The following is a 14176-nucleotide window of genomic DNA, read 5'->3' as shown; positions in this document are numbered from 1 at the left end:
GCCGGTCATTCGGCATGGGCGGCTCCGCTCAATCGGACAACTACGCGATCGAAAAGGCCGAGGCCGAGGCCGACGAGTGCGATGACGGCGCTCGAGGCCGCGACAATCGCACCGCTTCCGAAAGCCGGTGCGATCAGCCAGGCCACATGCAGAAAAATGCCGAGCAGGATCAGGCTGCCGATCAGGCGAAGCGCGATGCGACTTTGCCGGACACTCTGCTTCAGCAGCAGGCAAAGCGGCACCAACGCACCGATCACCACGGCACTGGCAATAAGCCATTGCCAGCCATCGCGCCCTCGCAGCAGATACCACGCAGCCTTGTCCGGCAGATTGCCGTACCAGATGACGATGAACGACATGAGGGCGAGATAGACGGTGCCGAGCAGGGTCGCCAGGATCAATCCGGCAAGATCCGCGATTGCTCCGAGTCGTCGCGCCTCCGTTCCCGCGATCGCGGCAAGCGCAAGGGCGGAAAGGAGCTGCTGAATCGCAATGGCGGCGGCGAATGCTGACGACGAAAATCTGCTGTCGATCGACAGGACCCAGTCCACCGCGACAAGGCTGATGACGACCGCATGAAAGACGAGGCCGAGGCCTGCCATCAATGCCGTGCAGCGCTCCTTGACCACGGCAACGGCGAGAACCGACCAACCGACAAGAGCGACCGCCGACCGTAGCAGGAAGGCAGGCTGGTTCAGATAGACATGCACCACCGCAGGCCGGAGCATTGACGTATCCGAGGCCCAGCGGTAGGGCGCGGACAGACCGAACGCCAGCGGCAAAAAGGCGAGCGCAACGAACGGCACCATGGCAGTGGCCGGCATCAACACCGGCGCGAGCACCGTTCCCCAACGCCCTCCCGTCAGCCGGTGGATCAGCAACAGGACGAGACTGCCAATCGGGATGCCACTGACGAACACAAACGCGATCAGCCAGCCTTGCATCACGGATTTCGGATTCGCTGCGAGGCCGACCGCGAGGGCTACGAGTGCGTTGGCTGCTGCAATCCGCATCAGCATCCGCCAGAGAGGACGTGCCACGCGCGTGCTCATGGCAGTTTCTCCCGTGCCTGCGGCATGTCAACGACGCGCACATGCCTGGACTCTTGCAGCGCGCGGATATACGCGACGATGGCCCAGCGGTCGTGCGGGGGAACGCGCGCCGCGTAGGAATACATCACTCCATATCCGTTGGTGATGACGTCGAAGAAGTGCCGGGCCGGCGCTTTGCGCAATCGGTCGCTGTGGTACGACGGCGGCGTCGGAAAGCCGCGTTGAACGACCATGCCGTCGCCGTCACCGGCCAGACCATGACAGGGCGAGCAGAAAATCTCGAAGTCTTTGCGGCCCGTCCGCAGCAGGGAATCGGTCACGGGCGGAGGCTCTTTTGCATCCCGCGCGCGGACAAGATCGCCCTGCGCGACGACCCCCGCAGGCAACAGCTGAGCTTCGCTGCCGTTCGGCCAGATTTTTGAAGGAGCGTAGGTGTCATACCGGTTCTGCTGCCGCATCGACTGGTCGTCGCAGCCAGCGACGGCAAGCACGATTGCAAGCAGAAGCAGTCTTGTCACGATCCCTGCTCCCGCACGGCCAGAGCGCCCGAATGCTTCAACAACTCGCGGAGCGAGGCGCTTCGTTCTTCCTTGCCGGTCTGCGCAGCAAGCAGAAAAAAACGATCCTGAGTCGCGCGCGCAAAATCTGTTGTGTCGAAAACCGGGTGATAGAGGCGCGGCAACCGACAGGTCCAAAGGAATGCGGCGAAGCCGCTCAATGCCGCGGTCAGCATGCCGACCTCGAACGGAACGAGGAGGAAAACCGGCCAGCTATTGAACGGCCGCCCGCCCGTGTTGAGCGGGTAGTCGATCACCGAACTGTACCATTGCAGAAAATAGGCGAAAGCGGCCATCGCGAGACCGCCAACCAACATCGAAAGCCGGATCCTGGATGGCTTCACGATGAGGATGCTGTCCAATTCGGGCAAGCGGAACGGCGTAAACGCATCCAGAAGCTGATGGCCTTCCCGCTTGAGACGAACGGCCGCGCTGATCAAGCTATCAGCATCGCTGAATTCGGCGATGAGCGGCTTTGTCATGCCACATGCTCCTCGCGGCACAGTTTGCGCAGTTCGTTCATCGGTACCGCCGGCACCAGGCGGACAAAACAGAGGAAGAAGAAGACGAACAGCCCGACGGGACCAAACAGGAGGATCCAGTCCCATAGCGTCGGATAGAACAGCCGCCACAGCGAAACGGCATAGCCATGCGAGAGCGTATTCCAGATGATAAGGATTCTCTCCAGCCACATGCCGATATTGATCCCAACCGCAATCAACACCACGCAGAGGACACTGCGCCGGACAGCGGGGAACCAGAGAGCCTGAGGCAGCAGGCAATTGAACGACAATTGCATCCAGTAAAGCGGCGCATAACTTCCCGTAAACAGGAACGCGAGAAGCGAGCGGTCCGCAGGGGCGCCGGCGTACCAGGCCATGAACCACTCTGTTGCGTAGGAGCAGGTCATCACGACCGACGCCAGCAGCAGAATCTTTGCCATGGCGTTGAAATGATGGACCGTGATGACAGCCTCGAGCCGCAATCCCCACCGCACCAACGCCGTGAGAATGGCGACCGAAGCAAAGCCGGAAAACAACGCGCCGACGACGAAGTAAGGAGGAAAGATCGTCTCCTGCCAGCCCGGCATCAGGCTCGCGGCAAAATCGAGGCCGACGATCGAGTGCACCGATACGACAAGTGGAACAGCCAGCGCGGCGAGTGTGATCTGGAACGTCTCGTAGCAGCGCCAGTGGTGCGCGGAGCCTCGCCACCCGAGTGCGAAGGCCCCGTAGAACACCTGGCCATAGATGGTGGTCGCACGATCACGCATGGTGGCGAGATCGGGCAGCAGCCCGACGTAAAGGAACAAGAGGGAGAACAGGAGATAGCTCACGATCGCCCAGAAATCCCACACCAGGGCGCTGCGCCACTGCGGCCATAGCAGCATCGTGTTTGGATAGGGCGCCAGCCAGTAGAAATATTGCGGTCTGCCCAGATGCAGGATCGGAAACAGGCCCGAGATCGATACCGCGAAAATCGTCATTGTCTCGGCAAAGCGATTGACCGATGCGCGCCAGCGTTGACGGGTGATCAGCAGCATCGCCGAAATCAGGGTGCCGCCGCTTCCGATCGCGATCCACCAGACATAGCTGGCAATGGCATATCCCCACACAACAGTGGAATTGACTCCCCAGACGCCGATGCCTTCCGTGAAGAGCACGTAGATAGCCACCATGGTCGCAAGGACGAACAACCCGCTTACACCCAACGCGATCCACCAGCGCCACCCGGCTGGCCGGAGTAGGATGGAATCGGCGATCAGGGCAGTCACCTCACCGTAACTGGCGCGGTCCGCGGCTATCCAGGGATGAGCCGGATTGGCAGGAGCGGATGCAATGACGCTCATGAACGCTCCCCTTTGAGCGCGGCGTTCGGGTTACGGAGGTCCGCCAGATAGGTGGTGCGCGGACGGGTATCGAGGTGACCGAGCAGCGCATAATTCCGCGGATCGTCCTTGAGACCCTTTACTGCGCTGTTCCGGTCATTGAGGTCGCCAAAGGTAATGGCCTGCGTCGGGCACGCGCTCTGACAGGCGGTAATGACTTCGCCGTCGGCAATCGTGCGATCCTCCTTTTTCGCCTCACGCCGGGCGCGACTAATACGCTGGACGCAATAGGTGCATTTTTCCATCACGCCGCGCTGCCGGGTCGAGACGTCCGGGTTTCGCTGCGCCTTGATCGTCTCGGCGCCGAGGTTGGCGTACTCCTGACCGTCCGCGTAGCCGAAGAAATTGAAGCGACGAACCTTGTAGGGACAGTTGGCCTCACAGAAGCGCGTGCCGACGCAGCGATTATAGACCTGTGCATTCAGGCCCTCGCTGTCATGCACGGAGGCGGCGACGGGACAAACCGGCTCGCACGGCGCGTTTTCGCATTGCATGCACGGCACAGGCTGAAATCCCGCCTCTGGCTCTGCCGGTGTGCCGTGATCGTAGATATCGATGCGCAACCAATGCATGTCGCGACCGCGTGCGATCTCCTCGGGACCGACGACCGGCACATTGTTTTCGGCCTGGCAGGCGACGACGCAGGCGTTGCAGCCGATGCAGGCCGCGGTGTCGATCACCATGCCCCAGGCATAGGTGTCCGAGGCCACCGGAGGATAAAGCGACGGTAGTAGACGATCCGTTGCATCTGGCCCGGCTGTTTCTGCGATATCCTTCAACGACCGGATGGGATAGAGATCGCGCGCGTCCCCCTCCAGCCGGACGTGGTTTTGGGTGGTCAGGATCTCGCGCCGCTCCGCGATGGCTGCGATAGCGACCCCTTCGATGGTCCATAGTGCATCGGATGTGCGAAGGCGATAGGCATTGGCGCCGATCGAACTACCGATGGCGCCGGCATTCCTGCGGCCATATCCAAGTGTGAGGTTGATGACGCCGGGCGGGCATCCGCCGGTCACGAGAACCGGGGTCTGAACCACGCGGTCTTTGACGGACAAACGAACCACGTCACCGGTCTTCAGGTTGTGCCTCTCTGCGTCCGCAGTGCCGATCCACAATGCATTGCCCCAAACCTCCTTGCTGACGGGCCTGGGACACTCCTGGAGCCAGGGGCTGTTGGCAAACCGGCCGTCCCACGCGCTGCAATCGGGAGACAGCACGAGCGTCAATTCCTCCTGCTTTTCGGTCGATGTGATCTCCGGGCGCTCGGGCGTCCCCGCATTGATGGACTGAGGCGCGCTTGCCGGTACGACACCGTCATGCAAGGTTTGCCGCCACCAGTCTTCGAACGACTCCGTTCCGTTTGATCGCCACGTTTCCCGAACAAGATCATAAGACGAGATGGCGTCCTGCCCAGCCAGCATCGTCAGGAGATCATGCGCGGAACGGGTCGCGTAGAGCGGGCGGATCAGCGGCTGCACAATTGCAGCCGTACCGTCGGCCGCGCGCAGATCGGACCAGCTTTCGAATGGATGAGACTGCGGAAGGTGCCACTGACACAATCCGGCCGTCTCATCGACGTATAGACCGAGGTGAACGCTGAAGGGAACCTTGTCCAGCGCGGTAGCGATCGACAGATCCGCGGGCGCGTCGTAACCGATGTTCGTATCAACGATTACAAGCGTTTCGACCCGTCCGGCCTGGAGGTCATCAGCCAAGGTCGCGAAAACGGCCGGTTCATGCTCCGCCGAGTGGTCGAAGGGCACGATGAAATTAATTGGAGCATCGAGTCTGGCGTTGATCCAATGAGCGAGCGCGTGGATTTCCGCGCGCTGCGTGCGTCCGGCCAAAACCAGGGCGCGACCCCTGTGCGCGATAAGGTCGCGCGCCGCTGCATTGACAAAGCGCTCTGCGGCCGGCGAGAGTTTCGGCTGAGGCATCCCCGCGCCGAGGGCGTTGGCGAGCGCGATTGCAATGTCGGAAATGCCAGCGGGATGCAACGCCAGACGATGGTCGGCCTTGATTCCGGTCAGCGTCGGCCCGCTCGCTACGACATAGGACCGCGAGAAACCCGAAGAGTTCTTTGGATTTCTAGCCTCGATCAAGTGCCGCGCGTTGGCGATCTGGCTCGGCCCAGGTCCCAGCGGATCGGCATCCAGACAAAGCATCACTTCGACTTTGTCGAGATGCGGCAATACATGCAGCGCCCGGCCGAACGCCAGAACAGTGCCCTGGCGCTCCAGGCTATCGTCGATCGGCTCATGGACGTGCCACATCGCCTGTGGATAGCGCGCGAGCAGGTCATCGATCTGGCGCAACAATGTGGGCGAGGTGACGCGCCCGGTCAGCAGGCGCAGGCCGTTGCCTCTATTCCTGTCGTGCTTTCCAAGCTGCGGCAGCAGCGCGGCGCGGAACGCATCCCACGATGCGATACTCCCCTTCAGGGTCGGGGTGCGGGACCGGTCTGGATCGTACAACGACAAGACCGCCGCTTCGGCGAAAACGTCGGTCGCTCCGAGGCTGGCGGGATGACGCGGATTGCCCTCGACCTTGATCGGGCGGCCGTCCACCGAAATCCCCATGATCCCCAGGCCATAACCGCCCATTGGCACGGCGGTGGCGAACCGCAACGGTTCGCCGGGCACGAGACCCTCCGGCATTTTTACATAGGGGACGATTTCTTCGACCGGCTTGCTGCATCCGGCGACGGCGAGCGCCATGTGCGCGGCGAATATCCGAAGCGCATCGCGCCGGGAAAATCGCAAGATGTCGTCGGGCTTCGCCCCGGACAAGCCTGGCTTCATCGGTGACACTTTGAACAATCCGTGAGGTGTGCCGTATCGATATGATATTCGCTCATGAGGCGACGCCCTTCCGCGATCTGGTTTTTTGGCGGCGTCCACTTCATGTCGAAGACCTTGTCGCGGGGACGAATCGCAGTTTCGGGATGGCGATGGCAGTCGAGGCACCAGCCCATGGTGAGCGGTGCCGCCTGCCGCATCAGAGGCATCCGGTCGACTGCGCCGTGACAGGAAGAACAACCGACGCCCTTCGCGATGTGAATGCTGTGGTCGAAATAGACGTAGTCGGGGAGGACATGGACCCGCTGCCAGCGAATCGGCTTGTTGGCGGCCAGACTTTCGCGGACCGGCGCCAGCATCGCCGCGTTGGTCCAGAGCTGCGAATGACATGTCATGCAAGTTTCGGTGGGAGGAATGCCCGCAAAGCGCGCGGTCGTCACCGACGTGTGGCAATAACGGCAATCGAGTCCCAAGCCGCCGACATGGTGGGCGTGACTGAATGGCACCGGCTGCTCCCGGGTAACCGACTGGCTCGTGACATAGGCTGATGTCATCAGCGAATAACCAAGGCCTGCGGCCAGAACGGGGACCGCGCCAAGCGATGCAATGACCAGCAACGCGACCGTGTTCGCTACCGGACGAAAAATCTGCGCCACTTACACTGCCCTCGCCGCGGGGACCTGCCTGACTGGTCTGAGTTTGATCACGGTCGATCGAGAACCGGTTTCAGCGATCCTTCGACTTCGGTCACGCAGCAAACGCCACTGTCGAGAGCAGCGCGGTATTCGGATTTCTGGAGTCAAGTCTGGTATGCTGTACAACTATTGGCACCGTCGATTCTATCACCGACGCGTAGCTTGTGTCACGCGGTACCGGTTCCGAATCCACCAAATCGTCGAACCGCAGATGCAGTGTGCGGCGCGCGCCAACTTTCGTCCGGTATGGGCCGCATGGCTCCCGATCCGTGAAGAATAACGTGGTCGAGATTTCAGCATCTTCGTCGGATGCATTGAGAATGCAAGCGGTCTCATGCGATACAAGCGCGCGATCGCTGCTGACGCTCTGGCCGGGAATATAACCCTCTGCAATTGCCCAGACTCTATGACCGACTGCTACCCCGCTCATTGCTGTGGCCTTATCAGGGCGAGGACCGATTCGGAGCGAACAAACGCTTGTAGGCAAGACGTTGTCTCGTCACCGGCCTCCAGGACGAACCCGAACGTCCCTTGGCCGTGATCGTTGCTTGGCAGTTGATGATGCATGATCGGATGGCCGGTAGATTGATACAGATCATAACCGGGCCGCCAAGCGAAAGTTCCGGTGCGAGCTCACTATCCCGCTTTAAATCCCATACGACATAGGAATCGGATGGCGAAATGGCGGAACCAACTCATTGATGCATTCTCCTTAGCGAGGTCATCCTCAGTTCTGGCTGCTGATCCAATGACGCATGTCAAAAATATCTACGCGTCACCGCCATCGAAGTTTCGTGTAGGCACCACATGGGCTTTTTAGTTCCGGCAAGGAACTATCGCAACTCATCTTGGTTGATCGAGACCACGAACCAAGGAGACTACAATGCGATCGATCCCGGCAGTTCTGCTAGCTTGCGCCCTCGCGACGCCAGTCGCAATGGCTCAAAATACTGCATCTACCCCTTCAGCCGCCGTGGCCCCTGTCTCCGCAGCCGGCCAGTGGAGAGCATCCAAGCTCGTTGGTGTAAATATCTATAACGAGCAAAACGATAAGATTGGTGAAATTGATGATGTGATCATCGACGGCTCGGGCAAGGTGGGCGGTGTCGTAGTCAGTGTCGGCGGCTTTCTCGGCATGGGTGAGCATGATGTTATGATGAAGATGAATCAGATCAAGTTCGCGAACAAAGCTGGAACCACAACAACCGGTTCGACGAGTTCGGATTCGAAGCAATGGTATCCTGACCGCGGGACGGTCAACGCCACCAAGGACCAGCTGAAGGCGATGCCGCAGTTCAAGTATTAAGTGCCCAAAGGAACGCAATTATCCAAATTGTGTTCTCTAGCCTGGCGACCGACCTTACCTCCACGGTCGTCAGGTGCGCGGTATTTCTGCGGCGATGGAGCAGGGACCGCGAGAGCAGGCTGTTGAAGAAGTGTCCGGTCTGGCTTTAGGGGGTGGATTGATCGCCGTTGTGATAGGCGAATGTGATCTGGATCGAGCGGCGTCGAGCAGTTTGGCGTGGCGGTGGGACGGCGCGGTCATGCTGGCACCGCCATGAGCTTCGGCAGTCGCACCAGATTGTAAGCGGCGGCTGCGAAGGTGAAGGCCCATCCGACGCGGTCGCGGCCGCGGAAGCGGGTCTTGTCCTGGCGGGCGACCGTCTTAATCCAGCCGAACGCTTCCTCAATGCGCTTGCGGATGCGCTGGCTGACGGCATAGCCGCTGTGCCGCGTCGTGCGTCCGTCGATCGCCGAGCTTCGGCCGCTCGTGTTCTGCGCCACGTGCGGCGTCACCTTCATCTTTGCTGAGTCAGCAGTGCAACCCCATCAGCGGAATGGCTCGGCTCACGTCTCGGCATGGACACCTTAGGCGTTCAGGTTCTGAACGCTATCCGGACTTATGCGGCGGCTCCGGCATTCGGATTAAACAACTCGCCGGTCTTAAGCATCGTATGCATTATCACCGCCAGTTTGCGCGCCACAGCCACGGCAGCTCTTTTGAAGCCGATCCTCTGCCGGAGCTGCCGACCTCACGTGCGCAGAGTGCTGTCGGTTGAGCTACGCGTCAGAATGACCGCCGCCGCTTCGTAGAGAAGCCCGCGCAAATGGCGGTCGCCACGTCGGGATATATGGCCGTCATAATCGACTTCTCCGGATTGGTAGCGGCGCGTTGTTAGGCCGATCCACGCGCCAACAGATCGGGATTTCCCGAAGTTGTCGGGCTCCTCAATAGCTGTGGTAAAGGAGGTTGCGGTGATCGCACCGATACCGGGAATCGACATGAGGACGCGGCAAGCCTGACTCTGGCGGGCGTCCCGCACCAATTGGCGTCCGAGTTCGGCGGCGCGGACGCGAATGCCACGCCAAGCTTCCAGCATAGCTAGGGAAGCTCTGCACAACTTGGCGACTATGGCACTCTTCGATCATTGATTCGGGGAGGCGCTCGGATGGGCCAGCTGAGTTTCGCGTCGCTCGATTATGCGGCCAAGAAGAAGCGCACGAAGCGAGATGTGTTTTTGGCTGAGATGGCAGGCGTGGTGCCTTGGGTCGCGCTCGAAGCTTTGATCGAGCCGCATTATCCCAAGGCGGGTTCATCCTCCCAAACTTCCCCGGACTTCAGGTTTTGAAGGGCCGCGATTGCTCAACCCCTTTGCTGTCTTGCCTTGACCAACTCGACCTGTGCTAGCCCCGTGCCCTTGTCGCGCCGGTCAAACCAATCCCGTGTTGGGTCGGGGGCTGTAGGCTTGGACTGAAAGCCCACCTTTCGGCCTTCTCGCGCCTCGCCTTGTCATCATCCTGACTCGGCTTCTGGCCTTGGGGGGGCATTTTATCGTCAATGCGAGTGTTTCTCATCGCGCTATTCTACACACACCCGCGAAGTGAGGCAAGCCGTAACTTGCTGATATTATTATATTAATTTACTAATTTACGCATTTTGTTGACGATGGAGGAACCAGCCCCAAGGACCGTGAATTAGTTAAGTACTCATTTTACTCAGGAGCCTTCCATGAAAAAATTTGGTCGGGGAGAAAGATTGCAAATCATGCTCTCGGCTGAAGAGCTGGAAGTGGTCGATAACTTCCGCTTTCTGAATCGCATGCCGACAAGGGCCGCAGCGGTTCGAGAGCTCTTAAAGATGGGTTTGGCCTCGGCTGGCATCACGCCCGCTGATGGAAGCAAGTCGAGCAACTACGGTGTGCTAAGGCGCGGCCCGAAGGGCCACACTGATGAACTGTAGGTACAGCCGCCGACGCCAGTGAGCACCTATTAACTTCAGTCGAAGGATCGGAAGCGGGCGATAATGTCGAAGAAGGCTATACCTGAACAGGAGATCGCGCTTTATGGCGCAATCGGACGCGCTATCGCCAATTTACACGCGGCGCTCGCTGAGGTTGACGCCGCCTGGATTATAGTCACGGCTGAGCGTCCAGATCCTTCGGTGGGAGCTTTCGCCGCGCTTTATGCTGCTGAGCAGCTCGGCGTAGCGCGAGAGGACTTGGCTCGGGCCCGTACTTGATTTTCATCCCTATCCTATTCGCGGGAAGCCTTCTGACTGATTGAGGGCGGTGCGGGATGTCCGATCGGATGGCAGACAAGATAATATTAACCATAGGTAATATGATGTCAGTTACGCGATTCGGTCACGGCTCTGCTGGCGGCCTCCAGCACGCAGCCGGAGGAACGGGGCATGAGCAGACTGTCAATTTACAAGGCGGGCTTGGCGGCATGGCTCGCTTTGGCGTTGACGCGGGCGGCGCCGGCGGCGGCGCAGGATGCCAGTTGGCTCGCTGCTCCGCCCGGCAGCGATTTTAATGACGCGGCGAACTGGACCCCGACCACTGTGCCGACCGGCACCGCATCGTTCGGCACATCGACCGGCACGACCATTACGTTCGCGAATGACACTGCCCTGGGCGGGTGGACCTTCAACACCAGCGCTTCAAACTATTCCTTCACTAACGACCATTTTCTGATCTTCACCGGTGGAGGGATCGTCGTCAGTGGCGGCAACGTCAGCATATCTAACAATAATTTGCTGCAATTCTCCCATGGCAGCACAGCCGGCAGCGCCAATATCACTGATACAAATAACGGTGTGCTGCAGTTCATCGACACCAGCACGGCCGGCAACGCCAACATTGCGAATAATGGTAGCGTGGTATTCTATGACGCTACCGGAGCCGGCAGCGCCAATATCACCAATAAAAGCAGCCTGTACTTCTTCGGCGGCAGCACGGCCGACAACGCCAGCATCACAAACAACAGTTCTCTGCAATTTGCGACGCTCGGCACGGCCGGCAGCGCCAGCGTCACAAATAACAGCATCCTGGAGTTCTACGACAGCAGCACGGCCGGCAGCGCCAGCATTATTAATAATGGTACCCTTCAGTTCTACAACACCAGCACGGCTGGCAACGCCAGCATCACCAACGGCGCCGCCATTGCGCGGATCGACTTCTCGGAGTCGAGCGGACCGCTCAACAACGGGCAACTCTCCGCCGGCTCGATCGCCGGCAACGGGGAATTCTATCTCGGCGCCAATCAACTCACGGTCGGTGGCAACAATCTGAGCACCATCGTCAGCGGCATCATCAGCGACTGCGGACCGTCAGGCTTGAGTTGTGGTTTAGCTGGCGCCTTCGGCGGCTCGCTGGTCAAGGTGGGGACGGGGACGCTGACACTCGCCGGCGCCAACATCTATACCGGGGCCACCACGGTCGATGCCGGCACGCTCAACGTCACCGGCTCGCTGGCGGCGTCAAGCCCGGTCAGCGTCAGCACCGGTGCGGTGCTTGCGGGCACCGGCAGCGTCGGCAGCGTCGGCATCAACAGCGGCGGTACGCTAGCGCCGGGCGACGGCACGCCGGGCTCCTCGATGAGTCTCGGCAGACTGGCACTGCACGCGGGCGCGATGTATGTGGTGATGCTCAACCCCGCCACCGCGTCATCCGCCAATGTCACGGGTGCAGCGACGCTCAGTGACGCCACCGTCAGCGCGGTCTATGCCAACGGCAGTTATATCTCGAAGCAATATACCATCCTCACGGCAGGCAACGTCAGCGGCACGTTCGGCTCGCTGGCCAACACCAACCTGCCAGCGAACTTCACGACCAGCCTGAGTTACGACCCGACCCATGCCTATCTCAACCTGACGCTGAACTTTATTCCGCAGCCGGCGAGGGCCTTTACCAGCCCCAACCAGCGCAATGTCGCCAATGCGCTGACCAATTCCTTCAACACCGCCGGCGGCATTCCGCTGGTGTTCGGTACGCTGACGCCAGCAGGCCTGACGCAGGTCTCTGGTGAAGTGGCGATCGGCTCGCAGCAGGCAACCTTCAATGCAATGAACCTGTTCCTGGGGATCTTGAGCGATCCCTTCGTCGCCGGCCGCGGCAATGGCGCAACCGAAAACGGTGCGGCCCCGGCCTATGCCGCGATCTATCGCAAGGCGCCTGCAATGGCCTATCCCCTCAACCCGCGCTGGAGCGTGTGGGCCGCAGGCTACGGCGGCTCGCAGAGCACCGACGGCAATGCATCGCTCGGCTCCAGTACGACGACCTCAAGTGTCGCCGGCGTCGCGGTCGGCGCCGACTACCTCATCTCTCTGTCCACGACCGCCGGCTTCGCAATGGCGGGCGGCGGCACCAACTTCAATGTCGCCAACGGGCGGGGCAGCGGACACTCCGACCTGTTCCAGGCCGGCGCCTTCATTCGCCACAACACCGGCGCCGCCTATCTCTCCGGAGCGCTCGCTTACGGCTGGCAGGACATCACCACCAACCGCATCGTGACGATCGCCGGCTCCGACCGATTGCAGGCGCGCTTCAGCGCCAACGCATGGTCGGGCCGTGCCGAAGGCGGCTATCGCGTGGTCAGCCCGGCGATGGGCGGCGTCGGGATCACGCCTTATGCGGCCGGCCAGTTCACCACCTTCGATCTGCCGGCTTACGCCGAAAGCATTCTGTCCGGCGCCAACACGTTTGCGCAGGCCTATAACGCCAAGAGCGTGACGGATCCCCGCAGCGAACTCGGTGTCCGCACCGACAAATCCTACGCGGTGCAGGACGCGATCCTGACCCTGCGCGGACGTCTTGCATGGGCGCACGATTTCAATCCGGATCGCACCGTCGCCGTGACATTCCAGACCTTGCCTGGCGCCAGCTTCGTCGTGAACGGCACAGCTATGGCCTCCGACGCAGCGCTCGTCACCGGCGCGGCCGAGATGAAATGGATCAACAACTGGTCAATGGCCGCCACCTTCGAGGGCGAGCTCTCCAACGTCACACAATCCTACGCCGGCAAGGGCATCGTCCGCTACGCGTGGTGAGGAGCCGCAGATCGAACGTCACGATCGCCTTCGCATCTGGAAGCCGGTGACCGACCATCCGACACGTAAGCCTCTCGAATAGACCCAAAGTCTGCCAAAGTAGTGTTTGGAGGCAGCCTTAAGCCGCCAGAGCGCCTGTAGGCTTTCAAACACCTCGCCCGGATCGCGCCTAGTCCGCGCCGTAATCTCGGCGGCTAGTAGTAGGCCCAAAATGAGTCCGCCGTTGACACGCCAAACTGCATCTGATTCCACTCTGCCGTGTGCATCACTTTGCGCTACATGACTATTCGAAAGAAAGGGGTCCCAATATTGGGAAGCAAGTTTGCGGGCTGCGAGTATGTACGGCCCCGCAGGAACGGGGAAGACTGCAGGGCCGTGCTGCGAGACTCGGTCTACGCGCAGCCTACGTTGTTCGATCCTATTCGAGGGCCGAATGGGTAATGCGGGAACCGTAGTAGTCGTCGACCGACTTGGAGCGCCCGGGCTCCTCCCAGTCCCAGCTGCTCTCGGAGGCATACTTCGGCGCGCCGTTGAGCTGGTCGGCGGTGATGCCAGTGCGGTAGCCGCCGACGCGAGTATCGTATTTTAAGGCGTTCCACGGAAGGGGATAGTGGTCATTGCCGATTCCGAGGAATCCGCCGAATCCCAAGACGGCGTATGACACGCGCCCGCTCGTCTTCTCGATCATAACGCGCTCGATCGTTCCGATCTCCTGGTCGTCGGGGCCGTACACCGCGGTGCCCGCGACCTTGTCGCTGCCTATCAGTGTGCTTGTCTCTCTCGCTTCGGTGGCCATGCGATGCTCCTTCGTTGGGAAGGAAAAACGCGGCAAGCGCGCCGAATGTTCCATCATCG

The 14176-nt window shown here is 60.6% G+C and carries 11 protein-coding genes and 3 pseudogenes; 4 read left to right on the top strand and 10 right to left on the bottom strand.

Annotated elements, in window-relative coordinates; all coding sequences use genetic code 11:
• Window positions 1–5: 5 nt before the first annotated feature.
• The 7 genes from V4R08_RS18015 to V4R08_RS17985 form a co-directional block, all read right to left on the bottom strand.
• Window positions 6–1052 (bottom strand): hypothetical protein, encoded by a 1047-nt coding sequence (locus tag V4R08_RS18015; RefSeq protein ID WP_335580702.1) that lies wholly within the window; start codon window positions 1050–1052, stop codon window positions 6–8.
• Entirely contained in the window at window positions 1049–1570 is a 522-nt protein-coding gene (locus V4R08_RS18010) for a c-type cytochrome (RefSeq protein WP_335580701.1), read from the bottom strand. Before V4R08_RS18010 ends, V4R08_RS18015 begins: the two co-directional genes overlap by 4 nt.
• Window positions 1567–2091, bottom strand: a complete 525-nt coding sequence (locus V4R08_RS18005) for a DUF3341 domain-containing protein (RefSeq protein ID WP_335580700.1) — start codon at window positions 2089–2091, stop codon at window positions 1567–1569. Before V4R08_RS18005 ends, V4R08_RS18010 begins: the two co-directional genes overlap by 4 nt.
• A complete protein-coding gene (nrfD, locus tag V4R08_RS18000) occupies window positions 2088–3458 on the bottom strand; it encodes an NrfD/PsrC family molybdoenzyme membrane anchor subunit (RefSeq protein ID WP_335580699.1) in 1371 nt (456 codons plus the stop codon). The genes V4R08_RS18005 and nrfD overlap by 4 nt, the downstream gene beginning before the upstream one ends.
• Complete coding sequence (locus tag V4R08_RS17995) at window positions 3455–6298, bottom strand: 4Fe-4S dicluster domain-containing protein (protein WP_335580698.1); 2844 nt, start codon at window positions 6296–6298, stop codon at window positions 3455–3457. The genes nrfD and V4R08_RS17995 overlap by 4 nt, the downstream gene beginning before the upstream one ends.
• A complete protein-coding gene (locus V4R08_RS17990) occupies window positions 6295–6951 on the bottom strand; it encodes a cytochrome c3 family protein (protein ID WP_335580697.1) in 657 nt (218 codons plus the stop codon). The genes V4R08_RS17995 and V4R08_RS17990 overlap by 4 nt, the downstream gene beginning before the upstream one ends.
• A 91-nt stretch (window positions 6952–7042) precedes the next feature.
• The gene (locus tag V4R08_RS17985) at window positions 7043–7420 is read right to left on the bottom strand and encodes a sensory rhodopsin transducer (RefSeq protein ID WP_335580696.1); all 378 of its coding nucleotides are present in this window, start codon (window positions 7418–7420) and stop codon (window positions 7043–7045) included.
• Between the two features lie 453 nt (window positions 7421–7873).
• On the opposite strand from V4R08_RS17985, the gene V4R08_RS17980 reads away from it, so the two are divergent.
• A complete protein-coding gene (locus V4R08_RS17980) occupies window positions 7874–8296 on the top strand; it encodes a PRC-barrel domain-containing protein (protein WP_335580695.1) in 423 nt (140 codons plus the stop codon).
• A gap of 236 nt (window positions 8297–8532) precedes the next feature.
• On the opposite strand, the pseudogene V4R08_RS17975 reads toward V4R08_RS17980, so the two are convergent.
• Both V4R08_RS17975 and V4R08_RS17970 read right to left on the bottom strand, forming a co-directional pair.
• Window positions 8533–8805, bottom strand: a pseudogene (locus V4R08_RS17975) (transposase); the annotation flags it as partial.
• Window positions 8806–8891: 86 nt separating this feature from the next.
• A pseudogene (locus V4R08_RS17970) lies at window positions 8892–9392 on the bottom strand (transposase); the annotation flags it as partial.
• Between the two features lie 48 nt (window positions 9393–9440).
• On the opposite strand from V4R08_RS17970, the pseudogene V4R08_RS17965 reads away from it, so the two are divergent.
• From V4R08_RS17965 to V4R08_RS17955, 3 genes and pseudogenes are all read left to right on the top strand, one after another.
• Window positions 9441–9584: pseudogene (locus V4R08_RS17965) on the top strand (IS5/IS1182 family transposase); the annotation flags it as partial.
• 416 nt (window positions 9585–10000) lie between these two features.
• The gene (locus tag V4R08_RS17960; protein WP_335580694.1) at window positions 10001–10231 is read left to right on the top strand and encodes a hypothetical protein; all 231 of its coding nucleotides are present in this window, start codon (window positions 10001–10003) and stop codon (window positions 10229–10231) included.
• A gap of 450 nt (window positions 10232–10681) precedes the next feature.
• On the top strand, window positions 10682–13321 hold the full coding sequence (locus V4R08_RS17955; protein WP_335580693.1) for an autotransporter outer membrane beta-barrel domain-containing protein: 2640 nt from the start codon (window positions 10682–10684) through the stop codon (window positions 13319–13321).
• Between the two features lie 418 nt (window positions 13322–13739).
• Here the strand turns inward: V4R08_RS17955 and V4R08_RS17950 are convergent, their stop codons facing one another.
• A complete protein-coding gene (locus tag V4R08_RS17950; protein ID WP_011504876.1) occupies window positions 13740–14117 on the bottom strand; it encodes a PRC-barrel domain-containing protein in 378 nt (125 codons plus the stop codon).
• Window positions 14118–14176: the final 59 nt, after the last annotated feature.

The organism is Nitrobacter sp. NHB1, from assembly GCF_036964665.1.
Taxonomy (GTDB): domain Bacteria; phylum Pseudomonadota; class Alphaproteobacteria; order Rhizobiales; family Xanthobacteraceae; genus Nitrobacter.
This window is presented reverse-complemented; position numbering and strand designations above follow the sequence as displayed.